The sequence below is a fragment of the Paraburkholderia saeva genome (genome assembly GCF_907164555.1).
In the GTDB taxonomy this organism is placed as follows: domain Bacteria; phylum Pseudomonadota; class Gammaproteobacteria; order Burkholderiales; family Burkholderiaceae; genus Paraburkholderia; species Paraburkholderia saeva.
The window spans coordinates 105,478-129,308 of record NZ_CAJQZC010000005.1; the positions used below are offsets into that span (position 1 = coordinate 105,478).

Sequence of the window (23,831 nt, forward strand, 5' to 3'; positions counted from 1 at the left end):
AGAGCGGGGCGCGTGCGCCGCCGCCAGCCTGAATCTCCACCGTGACTGGAGTTTGACGATGACCGACGCTACTGTTCGCCCGATCCTCGAAGGCACGAAGGTGCTGGTGTGCGGCATGGCCAACGAGCATTCGATTGCATACGGTTGTGCGAAGGCATTTCGCGAACTCGGCGCAAGCATCGCGATCACCTACGCCGACGAAAAGACGCGCGGTTATGTCGAGCCGCTCGCGCAGCAGCTCGAAGCGCCCATCTTCATGCCGCTGGACGTCTCGAAGCCGGGCGATCTCGAAGCCGTATTCGCCGGGATCGAGTCGGTGTGGGGCAAGCTCGACGTGCTCGTGCACTCGATCGCATGGGCGCCGAAGGACGACCTGCAGGGCGGCCTCCTGAACTGCTCGGCGGAAGGTTTTGCGAAGGCGATGGATATTTCGTGCCATTCGTTCATCCGCATGGCGCGCATGGCCGCGCCGCTCATGAAGGACGGCGGCACGATGTTCACGATGAGTTACTACGGCGCGAACAAGGTCGTGCCGAACTACAACGTGATGGGTCCGGTAAAGGCCGCGCTCGAAGCGTCGGCCCGCTATCTGGCATACGAACTGGGGCCGCAGGGCATCCGCGTGCATCCGGTTTCGCCGGGACCCTTGAAGACACGCGCCGCTTCGGGCCTGAAGGATTTCGACCTGCTGCTGAACGAGGCTGCCCAGCGCGCGCCGCTTGGCGCGCTCGTCGATATCATGGATGTCGGCTTTGCCTGCGCGTTCCTCGCGACGCCGTACGCGCGGCGGCTTTCGGGAGAAACGCTTTACGTCGATGGCGGCGTGCACATCATGGCGTGAGCCGCGCCGTAGGGCTGCCCGGCAATCCGGGGTTACGCGTCGCCTGAAACGAATGTCCCGGCAGGGCGCCGGGACATTGGACTCCATTTCATCAACCGGATTTTGCGGCGGTCATGTCAGCAGCATGACGATGACCATCCCCCAGATCGTCAGTAGCGTGTTGCCGACCGCGTAGGTGACCGTGTAGCCGAGGCCTGGCACCTGGCTTTTCGCGGCGTCGCAGATCATGCCGAGCGCGGCGGTGGTCGTCCGTGACCCCGCGCAGATGCCGAGCAGCAGCGCCGGATGGAACTTGAAGACGTATTTCGCGATGTACATGCCGATGATGAGCGGCACGGTGGTCGCGACAATCCCCCAAACAAAGAGGCTGGCGCCCAGTTGCTGCAGGCCTTTCACGAAGCCGGGCCCGGCGGTGATGCCGACCACCGCGATGAACACGTTCAGCCCGACGGAGTTCATGAACCAGATCGTCGGCTCCGGAATGCGGCCGAACGTCGGGTGGATCGCCCGGAACCAGCCGAAGATGATGCCGGCGATCAGTGCGCCGCCTGCCGTCGACAGCGTGATCGGCACCGCGCCGATCTTGATGACGATTGCGCCGATCAGCGCGCCGGCTGTGATGGCGAGACTCATGAGCGCGATGTCCGCGGCGGTGGTCGGGCGGTCCAGCACGCCGAGCGTTTTCGCGGCCGCCGTGGTGTCCTGCGTGCGCCCGATGAGCGTCACCGTGTCGCCGCGATGCAGCTTCGTATTGGGAAGCACGGGGATCTGCGTTTCCGTGGCGCCGCGCTTGATCTTGCGCAGAAAGACGCCGCGCGCAGCGGGGAGTCGCGCGAGTTCGGTGAGCGTCTTGCCGTCCACTTCCTTCGATGTGATGTACACATCGACGCCTTCGGCCGGCACCGCGAGCAGTTCGGGATCGTCCACTTCGGCGCCGCGCGGCCCGAGCACCTGCACGAGCTGCTCGCGGCGCCCGGCGATCGCGACGATGTCGCCCGCCTGCAGCACGTCGTCCACCTTCGCCTCCTGTACGACCCCGCCGCGCCGGATACGCTCGATGTAAAGCCGCGTGCCTTCGGGTGCGCTCGCCTCCGCCTTGCCGACCGTCAGGCCGACGACCGGACCGCCTTCCGGGATGCGATAGGCGCGCCACTCGAACATGTGCCACGCCTGACTCAGGCCGCCCAGCTCTTTCTCGCCGGCGAACTGCGCCTCATATTCCTTGCACGCCGCTTCCAGATTGATGCCGAGCAGCTTCGGACCGAGCATCGCGAGAATCAGCGCCGAGCCGATCGTCCCGAATATGTACGTGACTGCATATGCAGTTGGCATCGCGTCCAGCAGTTCCTTCGTCTGGTCGGGAGCGAGGCCCATGCGGTTGATGGCGTCGGTAGCAAGACCCATCGACGCCGAGATCGTCTGCGAACCGGCGAGCAACCCCGCGGCGGACCCGACCGTATAGCCCGCGATCTTGGCCGCAGCGAAGGGTGCCGCGAGACACAGCACGCACTGAACGACCGAGAAGATGGCCTGTGGCAGCCCGTCTTTGGCGATGCCCCGGACGAACTGCGGTCCCACGCCATAGCCGACGGCGAACAGGAACATCAGGAAGAACACTGATTTGACGTTGGACGAGACCGTGATGCCCAGTTGTCCAATTGCGATGGCGGCGAGCAGTGTCGCCGTGACCGCGCCGAGGCTAAACCCGCGATAACTCTTGCCCCCGACCCAATATCCGACGCCCAGTGAAAGAAAGATGGCGATTTCCGGATAACTGCGCAATGTTGCGGTGAACCAGGACATACGCACTCCTTATCGGCATTGAACGATGTAAGAGGAATATTAAAAGCGCGTTACGGCTCTGGCGAAAGCATCCCGTCGCCCTCGGTGCGACGGCCAGTTGAGACAAAATCGCTGTAAACGGGAAAAGCGATTTTCGCTATCAGTCTAGGATATACAACGCAAAAAGCCATTGCTTTTGAAACGCCCGTTACATACTCCGGGGCGGCACTCGAATTTTCGGGCGGTGATCCCTTTTTATTCCGATTTCCTTATCAGAATTTCCGATTCTGCAACCAGTACGGCTTCTGATTCATTTTCCGGTTCGGGTCTCGGGTGGCAAGCGCATCCGTCAACACGCCGTGCCATGTCGGCGCGACTCGCGCGCGCCGCCACGTTGCATCGCAATCGAGGCCGCATGCCCGCCCTCGCGTTGATAAACACACCAAAACCGCGTACCCTTAACTCCGATACGATATGTCGGAGTGGAGTATGTCTCACATCAGCACGGGCGTCGAATACGGCCTGCATTGCCTGATCTATTTGACGGAGCCAGCGCCTGGCGTTCCCGAAGCGAGCGTTCGCGATCTGGCCGAGCTGCAGGGCGTGCCCGCGGACTACGTCGCGAAACTTTTCACGAAGCTGCACAAGGCGGGTCTCGTGGTCGCGACCGAAGGCGCGCGGGGCGGCTTTGCGCTTGCTCGCCCGGCCGAAAAGATATCGGTGCTCGACGTTGTGATCGCTATCGATGGCGACAAGGCGCTGTTCGATTGCCGCGAAATACGCGGCCGTTGTGCCGTATTCGAAGACGAGCCGCCCGCGTGGGCGACAAACGGTGTGTGTTCGATTCACGCCGTGATGCAAAGTGCGGAGCGGCACATGCGCGAAACGCTGGCCGGTCACACGCTCAGGGACCTTGCGATGCGTACGGCAGCCAAAGCGCCGCGCAGTTATGGCACGCACGTCGTGCGATGGCTCGATGACCGGGCTGCGAACCGCCGGCGTGACCGGAGCAGCGCGGAGTAGACGCGGCGTGGAGGGCTGCCTCGCGCCTGCGGCATGAGCAGGCCCGCTTCATCCGCAGCAAGGAAAAAGCCGGCCTCGCAAGGCCGGCGTTCAACGCGAAAACAGACTCAAACGCGAAGGCAAGGGCGGCGCACGCTTCACGCCAGCGCGCCGGCTTCTTCCTCTTCGGATTCGTGTTCTCGTTCGGGGGACCAGGCCGGCACGGCCGCAGCAAGAATCATGCGGTCGCGGTTTGCCGGACAGTGGATGTCGCATGAGCGTGGACGGAATACGGCGTCGCCGTACCGGATCGGGCGGCCCGACAGCACGCAGAACGAAGCCTGTCGCGCGAGGCCGATGCGCCAGATCTGGTCGCCGTAGTAGCCCGACGTCGGGTCGCTCCAGCAGACGCTCAACGTCTTCGACGAAGGCTGGTCGAGAATCGTCACATGGGCGCGCAGCGCTTCCGGCGGCAACGCTTCATCAGGCAGAGCGTTGTTGTCCGAGAGCAGCCGTTTTGTCAGTCGAAACTTCTTCTTCCTCACCGCCCGCACCTTTTGCGTGCGTTCGCCTTCGTCGTGCGCCGGTGCCGAAAGCCATGCGAGCGTCCACTGAAAAACATCGGGTTCGAGATTGCGCGTCATGTTCCACCTTCGTTAGATGATTGGCGAAGTCGGACAGGTGCTGACGCAATCACGATGCGGCGTGTCAGGAGTCGCAACTTTCCGTGCTTTCATCTTTGTCGTTACAGGAGCCCGAAACAAGTTAAGCGTTGTTAACGCCCGTCTTTAATCCGGCTTTTGTTCCGTCAGACGCTGGATATATCTGGGGCCGCCGTCGCACAGACGCCGGCGGCTTTGTTTTCGTGTAGCGCGCGACGCTTAATGCTTGTCCCACGTGACGAGATCCTTGTCGCTGTCGTCGGCGACGAAGATCGCGAGCAGCTTCGCGGGCTCGGTCGTGCTCGCGTTTTCGCTGACCGTGTGATGCACGCCCGGCACCTCGGTCCAGCTTTCGCCTGCGTGATACACGCGGCTTTCGCCATCGTTCAGCTGGCTGCGGATCGCCCCCGACAGCACGTAGCCCACGACAAACGCCTGGCCGTGTCGATGCGACGGCGACTTCTGGCCCGGCTTGTAATCGACCACGATCGCCGTCATCGTCTTGCCCGGCACATTTGCGATCACGGTCCGGAAGGCTGGCGTGATGTTGTCGCGGCCGTCGTCGGTGCCGTGCGCGTGAACAAGCGGCGGCATCACCGACGTGGCAAGCGCGACAACGGTGGAAGCCAGGATCATTTTCAAGGTGCTCATGCTGTTTCTCCAGTCAGAAAAAGGGTGCAACGGTCCAGACGGCATCGGGTGGACGTCCGCCGTTTCCTGTCAGTCACAGGTGTGTTGATCGAATCGCCCGGCTCGCGCGAACCGGGCAGAAAGGCCTGCGCGTTTGCGTGGGGGCACGGATCCACGGATCGCATGCTTTGCAGGCCTCACAAATCGCTCAGGCAGCGACGGTCTCATGAACGGCCCACTGCACCGCGACTTCCGACAGCTCGGTTTTCGCACGCGCGAGCGCGGCCGCGCGGGCCTCCTGATCGGAGAACTGCAGCGGCTGTGCGTCGACGAAAGTGGGCTCGGCCACGCCGATAAAACCGAAGGCCGCCTTGAGCGCGGGCGTCAATGCATCCATCGAGGCGAACATGCCGCCGGGACGCAGATCCGCGCCGCGCGTGGTGATGAAAAGCGTCTTCTGACGATTGAGCTGACCGACGATGCGGCCGTCCGGCTGTGCGAGATACGTGAGGCCGGGGCGCGTCACGCTGTCGACGAATGCCTTGAAGACCGATGGCATCGACCAGTTGTACATCGGCATCGCGAATACAAACGCGTCGGCTTCGAAGAGGCGCTTGCACAGCGCGTCGGATGCGGCGAGCGTGATCTTCATTTCAGCCGTGCGCTCTTCGGCGGGGCGGTACGTCGCAATCGCAAACGCTTCGTCGACATGACGCGGCGTATTGACCGTCAGATCCAGATAGTCCACTTCGACATCGACACCCTGCGCGCGCAGTTCATCGATGAAGTGTCGGGCGAGCGCCCGTGAGTTCGACGTTTCGCGTTTCGCGCTCGAATCGACATGCATCACCTTCATTTCTGCTCTCCATATCAAATGTGTGTGTGGCTCCGCAGATCGAACGAGGTTCTCTGGCGAGCCTGAAGCGACTGGATCGGCACACATGCCGCCTGCGCAGGCAGCCCGGAAGCATGTGTCTGATGAATCGTCTCAACTACGACTCAACATATCGTAGTTAAAGAATAAACACTTTTGCGCAGCGTTGCAAGGCAGGGGCGTCGCAGGCGGCGGTAGCAGGACGCGTTCAGACAGCGGGCAAGGAAACAGCGGAATACGCGCAACGCCTTGTACGGCGGGCGCTTCGGGTTAGCAGGCAAGACGCGTGAAGACGTGCGAATCAACTCACTTGCGTGTTTTGGTCAACACAGTGTTCGCAAATCAATCATTGACACGAATGTCAATGATTAATAGCATCCGAATATTGTCATTCGTGTCAAGAATCGGGACGCGGTGACGTCCCGTCTTTTTTTGAATGCGTCTGCATGTCGTGAAGTCTTTTTGCGGAGAACCCGAAGCATGTCCAGTCCAACCCTCGAAGCGCCGTCCGCGGCAAGTAACGCCGCGATCTGGCGGCATATTTTTGCGGGCCTGAGTGCGAGTCTCATCAGCATCGGCCTTGCGCGGTTCGCGTACACCCCTTTGATTCCTTCGCTGATCCAGGCGCACTGGTTCTCAGCGTCTGATGTCGTCTACCTCGGTGCGGCGAATCTCGCCGGCTATCTGGTCGGCGCGCTGATCGGGCGGCCGTTGGGAAGCCGCGTGTCGAACGCCCATACGCTGCGCGGCATGAAGGTGCTGGTCACGCTGGCGTTTCTGGCGTGTGCGTTTCCGGTTTCGGTGGGCTGGTTTTTCGCGTGGCGTCTGATGTCCGGGATCGCGGGCGGCGCGATCATGGTGCTCGTCGCGGCCACCGTGTTGCCGCACGTGCCGGGCGACCGCAAGGGTCTCGCGAGTGGCGCGGTGTTCCTCGGGCTTGGGCTTGGCATTGCTGCGTCGGGCACGCTTGTGCCGCTGCTGCTGAAGCTCGGCCTGCGCGACGCGTGGATCGGCCTCGCGGTGGTATCCGCCGTGCTGACTGCCGCCAGCTGGACGGGCTGGCCGACGACGGAAGCGCCCGCTGCAAAGCCCGCTCAGGCGGCCGCATCCGGCGCCGCGTCTGTCGCGTCCGGTGCACAGATCAAGGCGCTGTACGCCGAATATGCGTTGATGGCGATCGGCCTCGTACCGACGATGGTGTTTCTCGTCGACTTCATCGCCAGAGGGCTCGGTGCAGGGGCGCGCGTCGGGTCGCTGTTCTGGATCCTGTATGGCGTTGGTGCGATCTTCGGGCCGCCCGCGTATGGCGTTTTCGCGGACCGCCTCGGTTCACGTCCCGCGCTGCGCGTGCTCGTGCTCGTGCAGGCCGTTGCGGTAGCGTGGCTTGCGCTCTCGAGCAATCACGTGGTGATCGCTCTGATGACGGTCGTGATCGGCACGTTCCCGCCGGGCATCGTTCCGCTCGTGCTGGCCCGTGTGCATGAAACAGTGCCGGGCGACGCCGCGAAGCAGAACGTGATCTGGAGTCGCGCGACGACCGCGTTCGCCGCGTTCCAGGCGCTCGCCGGCTACGCGTACTCGGCGATTTTCAACGGCAGCGGCGGCAACCATCGTCTGCTGTTTGTGATGGGTGCGGTTGCGCTTGTGATCGCGCTCGGCGTCGATTTCGTCGTGCCGTTTTTTGCGCGTCAGTCGCGTGATCAGGGCGCACGGGCGGGTGCATTGCAATAACGCCAACGATGGCGACGGCGTATTGACGCGTCGTTGCCACCCGTGGCGCAGGCTCATTCGCGGTTCGGTCCCGTATGTGCTGCATCGGCGCCAGGCGATTCCTGCAATGTGACCCCTACGTTGAAAACCCTGCGAGAGCGGTGTTAACCTGCGGCTCCCTGATGAACGTACCGGTCCGGCAGACAGGTCTTCGACGCTCATGCCGCGCCGCTAAAGGAACCCGCCATGAGCCTCCGTATGCCCCTTCGCATCGCAGCATTGCTGGCCCTGTCGATGCTTGCTGCAGCGCCCGCGGCGTTCGCCGCAGGCGAGGCGCCGCACGAAACGATTGCCCCCGCGTTCGCTTACGCGTTGCCGAACGTGCCCGGCAAGACCATCACTGCGCTCGTCGTCGACTACGCGCCGGGTGGCAAATCGGTGCCGCACCGCCACGGCAAGGCGTTCGTCGTCGGCTACGTGCTGGCGGGCGCGATCCGCAGCCAGGTGAACAACGGCGAATCGAAGGTGTATCACGCGGGCGAAACGTGGACCGAAGCCCCGGACGTTCATCACACGATCAGCGAAAACGCGAGCGATACTGAACCCGCAAAGCTGCTTGCCATTTTCATCGCGGATACGAAAGAGAAGAACCTCGTCCATTTCGACAAGAAGTGACGCCGCGGTTTCCGCGTCGAACGGCAGTCGCGCGGGCGAGCCTTCATTGCACGGGTGAATCATGAGCAAACGGATTTTTCTGGCGGGCGCAACGGGCGCGATTGGTCGATGCCTCGCTCCGATGCTGATTGCGGACGGCTGGCAGGTTGCCGGCACGACCCGCTCGGCGAGCAAGCAGCAGATGCTGGTGGACATGGGCGTCGAACCTGTGGTCGTCGATGTCTTCGATCGCGCGAAACTTGAAGCGGCCGTGATCGGGGCAGGCCCCGACGTCGTCATCCATCAACTGACCGATCTGCCGGCCGGGCTGGATCCGGACAGAATGGGCGAAGCGCTCGTGCGCAACGCACGGCTGCGCGACGAGGGCACGCGCAATCTCGTCGCGGCGGCGGTGAAGGCGGGCGCGCGCCGGCTTGTCGCGCAGAGCATCGCGTTCGTCTACGCGGCCGGCACGATGCCTTATCGCGAGGAAGATCCGCTCGCAGTGACAGGCGACGATGAATGGGCACTCACGGCGCGTGGCGTTGCGAGCCTGGAGACGCAGGTGCTGGCCGCGCCCGTCGAAGGTATCGTGCTGCGCTACGGTGGTCTGTACGGCCCCCGCACGGGCTTCGACATCGCGACGGGTCACGCGCCGCTGCACGTCGAAGCCGCAGCGCACGCAGCGTACCTTGCAGTGACGAGAGGCCCGCCAGGTATCTACAACGTGGCGGAAACCGATGGGACTGTCACGAGCGAAAAAGCGGCGGCAGCGTTAGGATGGGACCCCGACTGGCGCATGGCGCGCCTGATCCGCACATGATCTGTGCACCGCGCGAATGCGCCCGAATTTTTCTGGAGGAATTGTTTCGATGGATCTTCATCTCAAGGACAAACTCGCACTCGTTACCGGCTCAACCAAAGGTATCGGGTTTGCCATTGCTACCGGTCTCGCCCGCGAAGGCGCGCGTGTGATCGTCAACGGGCGCTCGCAGCAATCTGTGGACGAGGCGCTCGCAAAGCTGCGCGCCCAGGTTCCCGATGCGCATGGCGAAGGCTTCGCCGGCAATCTCGCCGACCCGAAGCAGATTGCGACGCTCGTCGAAAAGCATCCTGCCGTCGACGTGCTCGTGAACAACCTCGGCATCTTCGATCCGAAGCCGTTCGAGGAGATTCCCGACGAAGACTGGCAGCATTTCTTCGACACGAACGTGATGTCGGGCGTACGGCTCTCGCGTGCCTATCTGCCGAAGATGAAACAGAAGAACTGGGGACGCATTGTCTTTATCAGCAGCGAAAGCGGCGTCCAGATTCCGGTCGAGATGATTCACTACGGCGTGACGAAGACGGCCCAGCTCGGCCTCTCGCGCGGCATTGCGGAGAGTTGCGCGGGAACCGGCGTGACCGTGAACGCAGTGTTGCCGGGACCGACGAGTTCGGATGGTGTCACTGAATTCGCGACGAAGCTCGCGGCCGGAAAATCGCTCAAGGAGTTCGAGAAGGAATTCTTCGAAACCGGGCGTCCGACTTCGTTGCTCAAGCGTTTCACCACGCCGGAAGAAGTCGCGAACATGGTGGTGTATGTATGCTCGGAAGCATCCGCGGCGACGAATGGCGCGGCGCTGCGCGTCGATGGCGGTGTCGTGAGATCGGCGTTCTAGGCGATTGTTTTAGCTGCTGTTCGCGATACACGTCGTAACGAAATGGGCGCTCAAAAGAGCGCCCATTTTTGTTGAGACGCTGCAAACGGAGCTACGCCCGATGAGATTGACGCGTGAAGCGCACGCGCTCGTATAGAATCTTGCCCTTTGCCGGGCGCATCCACATGTGGTTCAAGAACCTTCAGCTTCACCGTCTTTCTTCCCCGTGGTCCATCACTGCTGAGCAACTCGAAGACGCGCTCGCGCCGCACGCGTTCCAGCCAGGCAGCAGCGTCGAGATGCAGCGCCACGGCTGGGCGCCTCCGCGCAGCACGGGCGACGGCGAGTCCGGTCCGCTCGTCTACGCGAATCATCGGCAGATGCTGCTCACGTTTCGTTCGGAAAAGAAGTTGCTGCCGGCGTCGGTCGTGAATCAGGTCACGAAGGCGCGTGCGCTCGAGATCGAGGAGCAGCAGGGCTACAAGCCAGGCCGCAAGCAGATGAAGGAGATCAAGGAGCAGGTCACGGACGAACTGCTACCGCGTGCCTTCAGCATCCGTCGCGATACGCGCGTGTGGATCGATACGGCCAACGGCTGGCTCGTCATCGACGCCGCCGCACAGGCGCTCGCCGACGACGTGCGCAGCCTGCTCGTCAAATCCATCGACGGATTGCCGCTCGCGAGCGTGCGCGTCACGCTTTCGCCGGTTGCGGCGATGACCGAATGGCTGCTGTCGGGCGACGCGCCCGGCGGCTTCACGGTCGACCAGGACGCCGAACTGCGCTCGACGGGCGAGGGCAACGCGACGGTGCGCTACGTTGGTCATGCGCTAGAAGCCGACGACATGCGTCGTCACATCGAGGCAGGCAAGCAGTGCATGCGTCTCGCGATGACGTGGAACGATCGCATTTCATTTGTGATGACGCCTTCGCTCGTAATCAAGCGCGTCACGCCGCTCGACGTCGTGAAGGAGGCATCGGACCCGACCGCGCCGAACGACGACGAACGCTTCGATTCCGACTTCGCGCTGATGACGGGCGAACTCGCGCAGATGTTCACGGACCTCACCGACGCGCTGGGCGGCGAACACAGCGACGCCGCAATGCTGCAGGCGGTCGCGGCCTGATTGAGCTGTGAAACCGGGCGCGTGATGGGGTCGCCCACGCCACGTTTTCACGCCGCCACAGCCGCGACGATCTGTTTGCGTAACGCTTCGTCCGGAAACGGCGCGAGCCCGGCATGTACGTTGTCGATCATGTATTCCGGGCGGCCCGTTCCGGGAATCACACAGGTCACCGCCGGGTTCGCCAGCACGAACTTGAGCAGCACCTGCGCCCACGACGTACAGCCGATCTCCGCGGCCCAGCCGGGTAACGCGCGACCACGCAGCCGGGCAAGCAGACTGCCGCCACCAAATGGCTGGTTGATCACGACGCCGACGCCACGCTCCGCCGCGAGCGGCAGCAGTCGCGTTTCGGCGCTGCGGTCGTCGGCGGAATAGTCGATCTGCACGAAGTCGATTTTCTCGGCCCGCAGAATCGCTTCCACCTCGTCGAACGCACTCGACGTGTAGTGCGTCACGCCGATATAGCGGATCCGGCCGCGCGCTTTCCAGTCACGCAGCGTCGCGAGCTGCGTTTTCCAGTCGACGAGATTGTGGATCTGCATGAGATCGATGCGCGGCTGCTGAAGGCGCCGCATCGATTCTTCCATCTGTTCGATGCCCGCTTCGCGGCCCGTGGTCCATACCTTGGTCGCGACGAACGCTTTCTGATGCGCGGACATGCGCGTCAGTAACGTGCCGGCGACCGCTTCGGACGAGCCATACATCGGCGACGAATCGATCACCGAGCCGCCCGCGTCGAACAGCACGCGCAACACGTCGGCAAGGCGTGTCTGCGCGGCGGCGTCGTCGCCGACGTCGAATGCGCGCCAGGTGCCGCATCCAACGACAGGCAGCAGTTCGCCCGTGCCGGGAATCGCGCGTTTCATCATGCGTTGCTGTGTCGAGGAGGTTTGCGCCCGCGCCATGACGGAGGAAAGCGGTGAAAGCGCCGCGAACCCGAGCGCCGCAGCGCTGCGCAGAACCGCCCGGCGCCCGGCGGGCGAAGCAGGGTCGGGAGCGGGCCGCGTCATCGGGTCAACCGGCCGCATTCAGCTATCGACCGAGGGATCGTACGGCACAACCTGCTCCGCTTCGTCGGCGAGCGTGCGCGCGACGATCGCTCGCGCGGGCGCCGTCCCGCTCAGGTTGAACGGCTGATGCGGCACGCCCGGGGGGAATGAACAGGAAATCGCCGGCTTCGGTAATCACCGATTCGCGCAGCCCCGGGCCGTAGCGCGTTTCGACGGTTCCTTCCAGCACGTAGATGCCCGTCTCGTAGCCGCGATGCGAATGCGGTTCCGCGTGGCCGCCGGGCGGCACCGCGATGAGATACATCGACAGCCCGCGCGTGCCGGCTGACTGCGCCGAAAGTCCTACGAAGTAGGGAAGGCGCTGCTGTGTCGCGATTTCCCGATCGGGCGTGACCTTGACGACGGACTGTGACCGGATCGTGCCCTGAATGGCGTCGCTCATGTGCGCTCCTGCTGGAATTGGCGTTCCGGGCGCGTTTCCGGGTTGTGTCGCACCCGCACGGCCGGCCAGAGCGTGCCCAACCGGGGAAAACGCCCCACCGACGCACGTTCCAGCGAGAAATTCTACGCCCGGCGCCGGGTTGGCCCATGTCTGACCTGTGCAATAGCAAATATAAATCGCATGAATACATACAATCAACTTTAACTATGTATCCACTCCAGGCACAATGAACTCACTTTCTCCACCACGCAAACAAAAGGACGCAACGATGCCTATCATCAACAGCCAGGTTAAACCGTTCAAAGCAACCGCCTATCACAAGGGCGAATTCGTCCCGGTGACGGAAGAATCGTTCAAGGGCAAGTGGTCCGTCGTGGTCTTCTACCCGGCCGACTTCACGTTTGTCTGCCCGACCGAACTGGGCGATCTGGCCGATCGTTACGCCGAATTCCAGAAGCTCGGCGTCGAAATCTACAGCGTGTCGACCGATACGCACTTCACGCACAAGGCATGGCACGACACGTCGGACACGATCGAAAAGATCAACTATCCGATGATCGCCGATCCGACGCTCGCGATCTCGCGCAACTTCGACGTGCTGATCGAAGAAGAGGGCCTGGCCCTGCGCGGCACGTTCGTGATCAACCCGGAAGGCGAGATCAAGCTGTGCGAAATCCATGACAACGGCATTGGCCGCGACGCAGGCGAACTGCTGCGCAAGGTGCAGGCTGCGCAGTACATCGCGGCGCATCCGGGTGAAGTCTGCCCCGCCAAGTGGACGCCGGGCGCAGAAACGCTGACGCCGTCGCTCGATCTGATCGGCAAGATCTAAAGCCCATGTTGTATCGCAGGACGCGCCATACGCGATATGGCGCGAGTCTGCGCGGGCCGTTGCGTGTCCACGCGCGCAGCGGCCCGGTTATCTTCGCTCGCTGTGAGCCGCGCTCGCCGCCTACAGTTTGCCGCCCGCCATCTTCGTCACGGAAACCGCAAGACCATGCTCGACGCCAATCTCAAGACCCAGTTGAAAACCTACCTCGAAAAGGTCAGCCGGCCGATCGAGATCATCGCTTCGCTCGACGACAGCGCGAAATCGCAGGAACTGATCGCGCTCCTGAACGACATCGCATCGCTGTCGGATCGCGTGTCGGTAACGGAGCATCGCGGCGACGCGGAGCGCAAGCCGTCGTTTTCGATCGGCGAGCCTGGCAAGGACACCGGTATCCGCTTCGCGGGCATTCCGATGGGCCACGAATTCACGTCGCTGGTGCTGGCGCTGCTGCAGGTCGGCGGCCATCCGGTGAAGCTCGACGAGCCTGTGATCGAACAGATCCGGAACCTGGAGGGCGACTATCAGTTTGAAACGTACTTTTCGCTGTCATGCCAGAACTGCCCGGAAGTCGTGCAGGCGCTGAACGTGATGGCGTTGATCAATCCGCGTATCCGTCACGTCGCGATCGACGGCGCGCTGTTCCAGAACGAAGTTGAAGCGCGTCAGATCATGGCAGTGCCGACGATGTTCATGAACGGCGAAGTATTCGGCCAGGGCCGTAGCGGCGTGAAGGAAATTCTCGCGAAGCTCGACAGCGGTGCAGGCGCACGCGCGGCGAAGGAACTGGAGAAGAAGCCCGTATTCGATACGCTGATCGTTGGCGGCGGCCCCGCGGGCGCAGCCGCGGCGATCTACTCGGCGCGCAAGGGCATCGTGACGGGCGTTGTTGCGGAACGGTTCGGTGGTCAGGTGCTCGATACACTTGCGATCGAGAATTTCGTTTCGGTGAAGGAAACGGAAGGACCGCAGTTCGCTACGGCGCTCGAACAGCACGTGAAGAGCTACGAAGTCGACATCATGGACGTACAGCGTGCCGAAGCGCTCGTTCCGGGACGCATTCACGAGGTGCGTCTTGCGAACGGTGCGGTGTTGAAAGCGAAGACGATCGTGCTTGCGACCGGTGCGCGGTGGCGCGAAATCAACGTGCCGGGTGAGCGCGAGTACCGCAATCACGGCGTGGCGTACTGCCCGCATTGCGACGGGCCGCTCTTCAAGGGCAAGCGCGTCGCGGTGATCGGCGGCGGCAACTCGGGCGTCGAAGCGGCGATCGATCTGGCCGGCATCGTGCGCGAAGTCACGTTGATCGAGTTCGGCGCGCAACTGCGCGCTGATGAAGTGCTGCAACGCAAGCTGCGCAGCCTCAGGAACGTGACGATCGTGACGCAGGCCCAGACCACCGACATCACCGGCGACGGCAAGAAGGTCAATGGCCTCGTCTACAACGACCTGCGTTCGGGCGAACCGAAGCGTGTGGAACTCGAAGGCGTATTCGTGCAGATTGGCCTCGTGCCGAACACCGAATGGCTGAAGGGCACGGTCGAGTTGTCGAAGCACGGCGAGATCGTGGTCGACGCGAAGGGCGCGACGTCGGTGCCAGGCGTCTTCGCAGCCGGTGACGTGACGACCGTGCCGTTCAAGCAGATCGTGATCGCGGTGGGCGAGGGCGCGAAGGCATCGCTCGGCGCGTTCGATCATCTAATCCGCAGTTCGGTCGAAGAAGGAGCGGTAATCGATAGCGAGGAAGCCGCGCTCGCCTGATGACGGCGTAGCACGCACGGCACGCGGCAGGTTTCGGTCTGCCGCCGTGCCGCCAAAGCCGCTGGCTGACGCTGTCGCGTCGCCAGCGGCTTTTTACAGGCTTTTCGTGGATTTCCGGGGAGGGCGCTTGCCGACCCGTTTTGCGTTGTTCAGAAGCTCGTGCTTACCGTCCGCTTCCGCGGAAGCATGAGTCGCTCGCCGACGACCCATCGGCACTGCACTCCTTCGCGGGAACGCCGGCGACAACGCCTTCCACTAGCGAAAAAGACTCTGTTTCGACAGGCTCGATAGCAGCGGTGAGACCGGTCGCGAGCCTGGCATGGCGTTCGAACAGCGCCTTCAGTTCAGGGCGCAGTCCATCGCCGCGTTGGGCTGCGAGCGCATGAAGCGAGAGAAATGGCAGCATGGTTGGACTCCAGTCAATGAAGGTCAGGCGAGCCCTACGCCGACAAGCAGATTGACGATCGGGCGCTCGCAAGATACATGTGATTCGAACGCACCATTCTTCGTCCGTCGACCTCGTCTACTGTGCGATCGCATGGAGAAGATATGGCAGCGGTTCGGCGCGGACACTCCGATTCTTGCTGTCTAATTGCTGCGGACCAGATTGATACTTAACGCAAGCGGCTATACCTTCTTGTCGTCCTGGCTTACCCCGGCGTGATTCAGCCCAACTGAAACAGCACGCGTAGTGACCATCGTCGCCATAAGCCGCGTGTCGGTCTTGTCGAGTATTGCAGCAAGAAACGGGGGCGGCGGCGTAACCGCGCTGCAACACCTTGGACTCGTCAACGCAGTCTGATCGAAGGCGGAGCGCTTTCGCAGGCTTCACAGAGGGGGCGTTCGAAACGGCAACGTTGACCGTCGATTCCTGGCCGAATCCGGAAGTAAAAGATCAGCGCAGTAATTCGCCGCATCCGACCAGCGCCGAACTTCCGTAGGCGACCCGTTGGTGCCCTTCCGCAAATTTTTGCGAATGTCATTATCACGCTCCAAAGCGGCCACTTTGACTAATACAGGCCGATCGGTGTGACTGAAGACCCCGATCTGAGGTCATTGTCTGGTCGACGCTCACAGGTTTTACGTCAAACGAGGCGCTCATCGCATCTGTCGCCGCGTTGCCTGCAAGTGACGGAGTCCGCCAACTGACTGAATACATCAGCGGCGGACAGGCCCAATGGATTAGAGCTTTCTATCGACCTCTGCCGAGTTCTTGCCAGGTCTGAGGGCGAATAGAAGGAATGCCACCATTGCTCAAACAGCTCAGACCTTACGCCAGTGGTCGGGAATTCGTTTGTCATTCAGATGCCGGACGCGAGCAACATGCAGCGGGCTTGCCGGGTGATTTTTCTTTGCCCAAGCAATCGCCTCCGCCTGTGTCTTGCAAGTCGCGAGCGGCACGCTGGTATGTGCCGGCTCGACGGTAAACCCTGAAGTTTTTTCGTTTATGAACAGACTGTTACTCATATCACCTGCCTCCTGGCTTGCTGGCAAACGGCCAGCACGTTGCGTCACACGTTAAAGACGCGACACGAGCTCATCCATTGCTACCTTGGCGTTTTCTAGGTATTCGTCTTTAACCTGTACGCGGTGGCCGTTGATGGTCTGCTTCCCGACTTGCAGTTTTGAAAACGGAAGTCCCTTTGCGAATGCGACGACGCCTGTCGTCTGGAAGTCACGGACTTCGACAAACCCTTTGGGTATCGTTTTGAAGCCGAAAATTTCAGGATTCGACTTCAGTAATTTTGTGATGTCCGTCTCGATTGCGGACAGCACGGCGGCGTAGGCAGATGCGGCTCCCATGTACTGCGTGATGCGATTTTTTACGATCAGATGCACCTTGGGAAGCGGTCGACCCGCAGCCTTGAGTTTCGTGGCAAAAGCGTAAGCCGCGTAGATTTCTGACGGTAGCTTCAGTCCATAGATAAGAGAAAAAGCATTCTGGATCGCGCGTCGCGAAGAATCGTCCGCCATCACCGGCAAGATGATGCGGTCGGCCGCCGCAAGTGCGATCTGGGTGTAGAGAGAAAAGCTGGGGTTGCAATCGAGGAACACGGTGTCATAGTCATCTTCGACCTGGGCCAGGAAGTCCTTCAGCCAGTCAACAACCGCAATCCAGGGATTCGTGCCGGGAATCTGGTTGTTGGCGAGAGTGTTGACCGCATTCGCCTGCAGCTCGAGCAGCGGATCGCCACAGACTAGGTGAATGTTATTCGTAACCCCCTTGTTGTACTCATGCGGGAGGGTGATGAAGTCTTGAGCGTCAAAGACGGGCGGCGAATACGGTGATGGCAGCCGGAGCTGGAAATACCCCCCCACACTGCAGCGAGGGACCAGACCTTGCCGTTCCAGTAGCTTTTCGCTGCCCTTGCTGTTCAGACCGCCAAGCATCAGTTCTGACAGGTTTGCTTGGGGACACACGTCGATGGCTAACACCCTTTTTTTCGGGTATTTCTCCGCATAGCGCACGATTGACTGGAAAGCCAGGCTGGTTTTCCCGGTGCCTCCCTTGTTGTTCCAAAAAGCATACCGGATTTCCATACCGAAGGTCCTTTCGCGTTGTCGAAGTAAGACGTTACTTTGTCCATTTAGGACACTATATCGTCAAAATTTGACAGCATCAAGTCCTGTTTGCAAATCCGCCTCTGCGACTTGGTATGCGCCCAACGTTGCGGGCGACGGGCATCGCCGCGTACCTCAAGAACGGCGGTACCCTCGAGAACGCCGCAACGATGGCCAACGTCAACGCGCACAACGCAACGCAACAACCAATATTCGAGAGCGGTCCAGTTTGAAGGGATCGAGCGGATTTTTTATAGGACATGGACAGATATTCAGCGTCGAATCTACGCTGAACTTCGGCCATTCGATCATGTAAACCGAATGCCTCTTGATGGCCGCGAGCGGTTCGATGGGGCAACTGAGGTCACCTGCCGGTTTGACGCGTCGCATGTGGCGTTTCGCCTCGCCTCCCCATTCGAGAGGGGCGGCACAGCATGGCATTCCCTACACTTTGCTTGCAATTGGTCAGGGCGGGCTTTAGCAGGATTTCGAGGCGACAAGCGTCTCACGCGTCGGCAATGAGCGGATCACATAGCCGCCGACCTTGCTCGAGGTCCGCGCGATTCTGAAGTTCTCTTCCACTGCGACATTCTGTCAGATTACAAAAATCTTTCGCGTGCCCGCAATAAATGCTGGAAAACAAGTGGGCAAACGAGCATGAACGAACCGCAGCAAAAGCCGCGCGGCAGACCCAAAGCAGATTCCACAAAAGTCCGGATTGGCATTCGCGTCTCACCCGAAGTGATCGAATTCTTTCGGGCCGATGGAGCGGGGTGGCAAACACGAGTCGATGACGTGCTGCGCGCATACGTCAGGCGGCGTTCAAAGGATGCGCGTACAAAAGGAAGCTTGAAATGAACGCGGCATCTTTAGTGGCCTCCCTCTCAATCGTTGGGCTGCTCGCTGGTTGTGCGACTGGATATCAACCCAGCGGAATGAACGGCGGTTTCAGCGAGACACAACTCGATACCAACGTGTTCAGGGTATCTTTCAAGGGCAACGGATATACATCGCGCGACAAGGTCGAAGATTTTGTTCTGCTGCGTAGCGCCGACCTTACTCTTTCTCACGGCTTTACCCACTTTGCGATAGTCGATGGAAAGTCGTACGAGAACAAGTCGTACATCTCCATGCCCACGCAGAGTTACACAACTGGCACCGCCACGGTCTCTGGACATACAGCATACGGCTCTGCCTACACAACTACCTATGGTGGGCAGGTTATTGCGGTAACCGCGCCCAGTATGGTCAATACGATCGTTGCTTTCCAGGGTAAGCCGAACATCCAGGCGATGGTCTATGACGCCCGATTCATCTGCGAGTCGCTCGGAACAAAGTACGAGGTCACGTGCGGTCGCGGCCAGAAGTAGGCGTAGAGCGATCACCTTCGCGCGTCGCCTCGGGTGGCGCGCCGACCATAAGCTGGAAGGAAAAGGTTATGAAACAAGCAGCATTTTTCGCAATCGCATTCACGCTGGCGGGTGGGGCTGTTGCATGCGAGTCGGGGCACTGGGTCAGCAAGGTTGCTGGCGACGGCGAATTTGTCGTACTCGAAAACAATTCAGTGTGGCAAATAAACGCGGTGGACCAGATCGACACATCGCTCTGGCTTCCGACTACAAGCATCGTTGCATGCGACGACAAACTCGTGAACACAGATGATGGCGAAGTAGCTGAGGCGTTTCGCATCCGTTGATTTCGGGTAGCGCATACCACGAGAAGAGAACGCATGTGGATGCCCACTCGCGTGTGCGGCCCTCCAGGAACAGGGGCTTGCGACTCCCTTCAAAGACAATCCCGACCAGCAAAAATAATTCGAATGATTCCTTTCTACGAACACCCCGAATGGGCTCCGTGCCCGCGCATGCCGATTACGCTAAACAACCAATTGTGCTTCGCTTACGACACAACGCCAAAGGGCGAAAGCTGGCAACGCGTGAGAGGGCAGGTGCAGCGCGCGGGGATGCTCGATGGCAGAGCATATGAATTTATGCTGACCCACGGTCAGGGTCGGGGTGTTGTGCAGCGGTACTACCTTTATTTTAGGTATGACGGCAGGCTGTATTTCGTCTTCACGGGCGATAGCTGGCCGGGCAGTATCGACATCAGGACGGCGGTGTAACACGTCTGCGTCTAAACCTTCACTACGATGTTGTCGTCTGTCTGGGTAATGGCATTGTCCCACGACGGCTTGAAGCTGCCGACCGTTCGCTTCAGGCGGAAGCGAACGGCCCTGGTCGACCCGTTGCTGGCATTCGGGTCATCAAGTTGGCGATGGCCGCTTCCAGGTTCCAGACGGACATCCGTCCGCACCACCTCTCGACATGTTTGCGTGTCCGTGAATGAGTTGAACAGCTTCGCGACATATCCTGGCGTCCAATTATGCATCGACGCCTATACTGCCCCAGGCGCGTTCTGCGCACATTCCCTTTCATCCACAGATGCCTGAGCGTCGCATCGTCTGCGCGGGCGTCATCGAAAGTCACGGGGCACAGCATGGTTCAAACGGATAACAGGCCGCGCGTCGCATGGATCGCCGGTGTGGGCGCGAGCGCGGGTCTTGGTGCGGCGCTCGGACGCCGGTTCGCGCGCGAAGGGTTCACGGTCGCGCTGACCGGGCGCACGCGCGAGCGCATCGAAGCGGTCGTCGACGAAATCCGCCGGACGGGCGGCGACGCGCTCGCGCTGCCGGGCGATGTAACGAGCGAAAGCGAAATGGCCGTGATCGCGGCACAGATCGCGCAGGCGGGCGCGCTCGAAGCGGCCGTCTTCAACGCGGGCAATTCGAGCAGTGCGCGTCTGCTGGATCTTGGCGCTGCCCAGTTCGAAAGCGTGTGGCGGGCGGGCACGCTCGGCGGTCTGATCTTCGGCAAGGAGGCCGTGCGCGCGATGCTCGCGGCGGCCGGCGGCTCGCTGCTTTTCACGGGTGCGACCGCTTCGCTGCGCGGGCGTCCGCCGTTTGCCGCGTTCGCGGCTTCGAAGGCGGCGTTGCGCTCACTGAGCCAGAGTTTCGCCCGCGAATTCGGGCCGCAGGGTGTGCATGTGGCGCACGTGATTATCGATGGCGGTATCGACGGCGAGCGACTGCGTCAGGCGGCGCCGCAACGTATCGAGGCAAGCGGCGGCGACGGCCTGCTGCAACCCGACGAGATCGCCGATGCGTACTGGCGTCTGCATCAGCAGCCGCGCAGCGCGTGGTCGCAGGAAATCGACCTGCGGCCGTACAACGAGTCGTTCTGACGGGCAACCGGCGCGTTATTCAGAAGGACGGCGGCGATGTCGGCACGATAGGGCCGTGATGGCATCGCGTCGCCGCCCTCTGGCACGTGTTGTTGTCGACTCAAAAACGCAACTAACTGCCTGATCCGGCAACCGACCGCCTTCTGGCGAATCCGGCCAGGGCAGTGGTTAATCGACATCCACCGCCACGTTCACTCAAAACCCGTTCGCCAGAGCCCTGGCGTCACAGATCCAGTTGAAGGGTAGCCGCCTCTTGCGCGCCCGGCTCAGCCGCAGCGGGCATGGCGCAGCAGATCAAGGCTTCGTCGGCGGCCACTTCGGCGGCAGGCGGGACCGGATACGCCACCGCGCCTTGCAGGATCTTCGTCCGGCAGGTGCCGCAACTGCCGCCGCGGCAGCTGAATTCCGGCGCGAGGCCGCGCGCTTCCGCGAGTTCGAGCAGTGTCCCGGATTCAGGCGTCCAGCGCGCTTCCTTACCCGACTTCGTGAACACGACCGGCACGGCAGACTGCGCGGGCTGCGCCGCCGGCCTGGCCGTGCCCGCACCCGCATCTGCATCCAGCTTGCGAATCAGCGACGCGGGCCCGAACGCCTCCGCGTGAATGCGTGCGTTGCCGATGTTCAGGCCGCGCAGCCCGTCATAGATGCTCTGCATGAACGGCACCGGTCCACAGAGATAGAAGTCGTAGTCATTGAACGGAAGTCTGCGGCTCAACATCGCCATGTCGATGCGGCCGGCTTCGTCGTAATCCTGCGATTCAAGCGCGCCGTCAGTCTGGCCCAGTATGCGGATCACGCGCACCGCACCGCCCGCGGCCTCTTCGAGCGCGGCAATCTCGCGATCGAACGCGCGCTCCGCCTTCGAATGCGCCGCATAAAAAAGGTACGTCGTGCGAATGCGGTGCTTGCGAAAGCCTTCATAGACGATATGCCGCAACATCGCGAGCATCGGCGTAATGCCGACGCCCGCAGCCAGCAGCACGGCCGGACGGCGCTCGGCCGCGTCGATCGTGAAGCTGCCAGCGGGGCTGCGCGTCTCGATCACGTCGCCCACGGCAAGCGCGTCGTGCAGATACGACGACACGCGTCCTTCGCGTTTCACGCTGATCCGGTGGAGACCATCGGAAGGCGCAACGGAAAGCGTATAGGTGCGAATCACCGGCCGGGTTTCACCGGGCAGCGTCACGCGGATCGGCAGATGCTGACCGGCGGCATGTGCCACGAGGCCGGCGTCGTCCATCGGCTCCAGATGGAACGAGCGGATCGTCGCGCTTTCGTCGACGATGTGCGTGATCTTCATCGGCCGCCACGCATGCGCAAGCGTTGCGGCCTTCAGCCGGCTCGCCGCTTCGTGCCAGTCGCCCGTGAGCAGCGCACTCGGCGAGACGCTGTCGCGGCGCTTCGTCCAGCGCAGCGGCAACGCGCCGCTGCGGTAGACCGCGCGGCGCGTCGTGAAACGCCAGAGCCGTTCGGCACCCTGAAACGCCGCGATCTCCGGCGAATCGAGAGCGACTTCCGCTTCGCCGGTGAGCTGCAGCAGATCGCCGGTTTCGAAATCGGGGAACACGAGTCCGGCTTTCGAATTGACCAGAATATTGCCGAGCGTGTTGAAAAACAGGTTGCCGGCGAAATCGGGAATCGTCAGCACGCCGTCTTCGCCGATGCGAACGAAGCCGGGCTTGCCGCCGCGATGCGAGACGTCCACCTGGCGTTGCGTCACGCCGTCTTCGTCGCGATCCACGTACGAGGCGACGAAAAACGCGTCGGCGAAACGGATCAGTTCGCGGGCACGCTCGTCGAGATGATCGGTGTACTGCGGCGCTGCGCTTGCGGGCGCGGCTGCGTCACGCACGAATTCGTAGTCGCGCAACGTGATGTATTGCGGACAGTTGCCGTAGCTCATGCCGACGTGCAGATCGAACCCGCCCGCGTTCTCGCGATGCACTGTGCCGTTCAGCCGGTTGCGCCGCCGTGTCATGAGATCGATGCCGAGGAGGGCGACTGCGTTGCTGTCTTCCATGCCGCTGTCGGCGGGGTCCATTGCATCGCGGGCCGTGCCGACATGCAGCGTCAGCGCATCCGGCGAATACAGGAAACCGGGCTGGCCCGCGCGCACGGTTGCCCAGACGTCGCCGGCTGGATCGACCGCGCCGAGCATGACGTACGGCAGGAGCGGATAGAACGCGCGATGCTGTTCCGGCAGGAAGTCGCGCATCACGCGGCGACCGACTTCGGTCATGCGTTTGTCGACGCCGGCCTTGCGCTGGATTGCCAGTTCGCCTTCGTGCCACGGCGAGCGTGCAATCGTTTCAGGTGCATCAGTCATCATGGCAACTCCCGGCAAGGCAGGCATTGCGGGGACGCAGTGCGCCCACGCTGAAAGGTCCAGCGCTCAGGCGGCTTTCGCGGCGAGGCCGACGGGCGACTGGACGAACGGCACGAATCCCGGCAACGCTTCGACGCGGGCGAGCCACGCCGCCACGTTTGGATACGCGCTGAGGTCGACGTTGCCTTCCGGCGCACGGGCGACGTAGCTGTACAGCGCAACGTCGGCAATCGACGGATGCGCAAGCGCGATCCATTCGCGTCCCGTCAGTTGTGTTTCGATGCGCGAGAGCACGCTGTGCGCGCGGGCGATGACTTCATCCGCATGGAGCTTCGCGCCGAACAGCGTGATGAGACGCGCGGCGGCGGGACCGTACGCGAGTTCGCCGGCGGCGACCGACAGCCAGCGCTGCACGGCGGCCGCCTGCTGCGGTTCGACCGGCAGCCAGTCCGTTTTGCCGAAGCGGCCCGCGAGATAGATCAGGATCGCGTTCGAGTCGGCAACCACCGTATCGCCATCCACCAGCACCGGCACCTGGCCAAACGCGTTCAGCTTCAGGAATTCCGGCGACTTGTGCATGCCTTTCGTCAGGTCCACTTCCACCAGTTCATGGTCGATGCCGAGCAGCGAAAGAAACAGACGGGCGCGGTGCGAATGACCGGATAGCGGGTGGTAGTGAAGCTTCATTGTGGTTCTCCTCGGACGAATTCAGACTGGATGTGTGTGACAGCGATTGCAG

General features: G+C 61.9%; 24 protein-coding genes and 1 pseudogene. 14 read left to right on the plus strand and 11 right to left on the minus strand.

The genetic code is table 11. The features are described 5' to 3' along the window. Window positions 1–58: 58 nt before the first annotated feature. The gene (fabI, locus tag LPA36_RS14855) at window positions 59–841 is read left to right on the plus strand and encodes an enoyl-ACP reductase FabI (protein ID WP_228877794.1); all 783 of its coding nucleotides are present in this window, start codon (window positions 59–61) and stop codon (window positions 839–841) included. A 111-nt stretch (window positions 842–952) separates the two neighbouring features. Here fabI and aspT read toward each other — a convergent pair whose 3' ends face one another. Continuing rightward, entirely contained in the window at window positions 953–2,644 is a 1,692-nt protein-coding gene (gene aspT / locus LPA36_RS14860; protein WP_228877796.1) for an aspartate-alanine antiporter, read from the minus strand. 468 nt (window positions 2,645–3,112) lie between these two features. Between aspT and LPA36_RS14865 the strand changes: the two genes are divergently transcribed. Further along, a complete protein-coding gene (locus LPA36_RS14865; protein ID WP_228877799.1) occupies window positions 3,113–3,646 on the plus strand; it encodes an RrF2 family transcriptional regulator in 534 nt (177 codons plus the stop codon). A gap of 137 nt (window positions 3,647–3,783) precedes the next feature. Here the strand turns inward: LPA36_RS14865 and LPA36_RS14870 are convergent, their stop codons facing one another. From LPA36_RS14870 to LPA36_RS14880, 3 genes are all read right to left on the minus strand, one after another. Continuing rightward, a complete protein-coding gene (locus LPA36_RS14870; protein WP_228877800.1) occupies window positions 3,784–4,269 on the minus strand; it encodes a DUF3331 domain-containing protein in 486 nt (161 codons plus the stop codon). A gap of 237 nt (window positions 4,270–4,506) precedes the next feature. After that, complete coding sequence (locus tag LPA36_RS14875; RefSeq protein ID WP_407674294.1) at window positions 4,507–4,881, minus strand: cupin domain-containing protein; 375 nt, start codon at window positions 4,879–4,881, stop codon at window positions 4,507–4,509. 244 nt (window positions 4,882–5,125) lie between these two features. Then, the gene (locus LPA36_RS14880; protein WP_228877804.1) at window positions 5,126–5,773 is read right to left on the minus strand and encodes an FMN-dependent NADH-azoreductase; all 648 of its coding nucleotides are present in this window, start codon (window positions 5,771–5,773) and stop codon (window positions 5,126–5,128) included. A gap of 498 nt (window positions 5,774–6,271) precedes the next feature. Here LPA36_RS14880 and LPA36_RS14885 point away from each other — a divergent pair, with 498 nt between their 5' ends. From LPA36_RS14885 to LPA36_RS14905, 5 genes are all read left to right on the plus strand, one after another. Continuing rightward, entirely contained in the window at window positions 6,272–7,522 is a 1,251-nt protein-coding gene (locus LPA36_RS14885; protein ID WP_228877825.1) for a YbfB/YjiJ family MFS transporter, read from the plus strand. A gap of 225 nt (window positions 7,523–7,747) precedes the next feature. After that, on the plus strand, window positions 7,748–8,176 hold the full coding sequence (locus tag LPA36_RS14890) for a cupin domain-containing protein (protein WP_407674286.1): 429 nt from the start codon (window positions 7,748–7,750) through the stop codon (window positions 8,174–8,176). Between the two features lie 61 nt (window positions 8,177–8,237). Then, a complete protein-coding gene (locus LPA36_RS14895; protein WP_228877828.1) occupies window positions 8,238–8,978 on the plus strand; it encodes an NAD-dependent epimerase/dehydratase family protein in 741 nt (246 codons plus the stop codon). Window positions 8,979–9,027: 49 nt separating this feature from the next. Further along, a complete protein-coding gene (locus tag LPA36_RS14900) occupies window positions 9,028–9,816 on the plus strand; it encodes an SDR family NAD(P)-dependent oxidoreductase (protein ID WP_228877831.1) in 789 nt (262 codons plus the stop codon). Between the two features lie 164 nt (window positions 9,817–9,980). Beyond that, window positions 9,981–10,922 (plus strand): recombination-associated protein RdgC, encoded by a 942-nt coding sequence (locus LPA36_RS14905; protein WP_228877835.1) that lies wholly within the window; start codon window positions 9,981–9,983, stop codon window positions 10,920–10,922. Window positions 10,923–10,969: 47 nt separating this feature from the next. Here the strand turns inward: LPA36_RS14905 and LPA36_RS14910 are convergent, their stop codons facing one another. Beyond that, window positions 10,970–11,950, minus strand: a complete 981-nt coding sequence (locus LPA36_RS14910) for an aldo/keto reductase (RefSeq protein ID WP_407674288.1) — start codon at window positions 11,948–11,950, stop codon at window positions 10,970–10,972. Beyond that, window positions 11,951–12,374, minus strand: a pseudogene (locus LPA36_RS14915) (cupin domain-containing protein). It abuts the gene before it with no gap. Between the two features lie 268 nt (window positions 12,375–12,642). Here LPA36_RS14915 and ahpC point away from each other — a divergent pair. Together ahpC and ahpF are read left to right on the plus strand one after the other, a co-directional pair. After that, complete coding sequence (ahpC, locus tag LPA36_RS14920) at window positions 12,643–13,206, plus strand: alkyl hydroperoxide reductase subunit C (RefSeq protein ID WP_090533782.1); 564 nt, start codon at window positions 12,643–12,645, stop codon at window positions 13,204–13,206. Window positions 13,207–13,371: 165 nt separating this feature from the next. After that, window positions 13,372–14,964: an alkyl hydroperoxide reductase subunit F gene (ahpF, locus tag LPA36_RS14925; RefSeq protein ID WP_228877837.1), complete on the plus strand. Its 1,593-nt coding sequence runs from the start codon at window positions 13,372–13,374 to the stop codon at window positions 14,962–14,964. Between the two features lie 163 nt (window positions 14,965–15,127). Here ahpF and LPA36_RS14930 read toward each other — a convergent pair whose 3' ends face one another. From LPA36_RS14930 to LPA36_RS14940, 3 genes are all read right to left on the minus strand, one after another. Continuing rightward, entirely contained in the window at window positions 15,128–15,370 is a 243-nt protein-coding gene (locus LPA36_RS14930) for a hypothetical protein (RefSeq protein ID WP_228877839.1), read from the minus strand. Window positions 15,371–16,227: 857 nt separating this feature from the next. After that, window positions 16,228–16,431: a hypothetical protein gene (locus LPA36_RS14935; RefSeq protein ID WP_228877841.1), complete on the minus strand. Its 204-nt coding sequence runs from the start codon at window positions 16,429–16,431 to the stop codon at window positions 16,228–16,230. Window positions 16,432–16,482: 51 nt separating this feature from the next. Next, entirely contained in the window at window positions 16,483–17,505 is a 1,023-nt protein-coding gene (locus tag LPA36_RS14940) for a ParA family protein (RefSeq protein WP_228877844.1), read from the minus strand. Window positions 17,506–18,183: 678 nt separating this feature from the next. Between LPA36_RS14940 and LPA36_RS14950 the strand changes: the two genes are divergently transcribed. From LPA36_RS14950 to LPA36_RS14970, 5 genes are all read left to right on the plus strand, one after another. Next, window positions 18,184–18,384 carry a BrnA antitoxin family protein gene (locus LPA36_RS14950; RefSeq protein ID WP_228877846.1) on the plus strand — a complete coding sequence of 67 codons (201 nt, stop codon included), beginning with the start codon at window positions 18,184–18,186 and terminating at the stop codon, window positions 18,382–18,384. After that, complete coding sequence (locus LPA36_RS14955) at window positions 18,381–18,896, plus strand: CC0125/CC1285 family lipoprotein (RefSeq protein ID WP_228877849.1); 516 nt, start codon at window positions 18,381–18,383, stop codon at window positions 18,894–18,896. Before LPA36_RS14950 ends, LPA36_RS14955 begins: the two co-directional genes overlap by 4 nt. 68 nt (window positions 18,897–18,964) lie before the next feature. After that, window positions 18,965–19,222 (plus strand): hypothetical protein, encoded by a 258-nt coding sequence (locus LPA36_RS14960; RefSeq protein WP_228877851.1) that lies wholly within the window; start codon window positions 18,965–18,967, stop codon window positions 19,220–19,222. A 123-nt stretch (window positions 19,223–19,345) separates the two neighbouring features. Next, a complete protein-coding gene (locus tag LPA36_RS14965) occupies window positions 19,346–19,648 on the plus strand; it encodes a hypothetical protein (RefSeq protein ID WP_228877853.1) in 303 nt (100 codons plus the stop codon). A gap of 374 nt (window positions 19,649–20,022) precedes the next feature. Beyond that, window positions 20,023–20,766, plus strand: a complete 744-nt coding sequence (locus LPA36_RS14970) for an SDR family NAD(P)-dependent oxidoreductase (protein ID WP_228877855.1) — start codon at window positions 20,023–20,025, stop codon at window positions 20,764–20,766. Between the two features lie 223 nt (window positions 20,767–20,989). On the opposite strand, the gene LPA36_RS14975 is transcribed toward LPA36_RS14970, so the two are convergent. Both LPA36_RS14975 and LPA36_RS14980 read right to left on the minus strand, forming a co-directional pair. Next, complete coding sequence (locus LPA36_RS14975) at window positions 20,990–23,095, minus strand: 2Fe-2S iron-sulfur cluster-binding protein (protein WP_228877858.1); 2,106 nt, start codon at window positions 23,093–23,095, stop codon at window positions 20,990–20,992. A 63-nt stretch (window positions 23,096–23,158) separates the two neighbouring features. Further along, window positions 23,159–23,779: a glutathione S-transferase family protein gene (locus LPA36_RS14980; protein ID WP_228877860.1), complete on the minus strand. Its 621-nt coding sequence runs from the start codon at window positions 23,777–23,779 to the stop codon at window positions 23,159–23,161. Window positions 23,780–23,831: the final 52 nt, after the last annotated feature.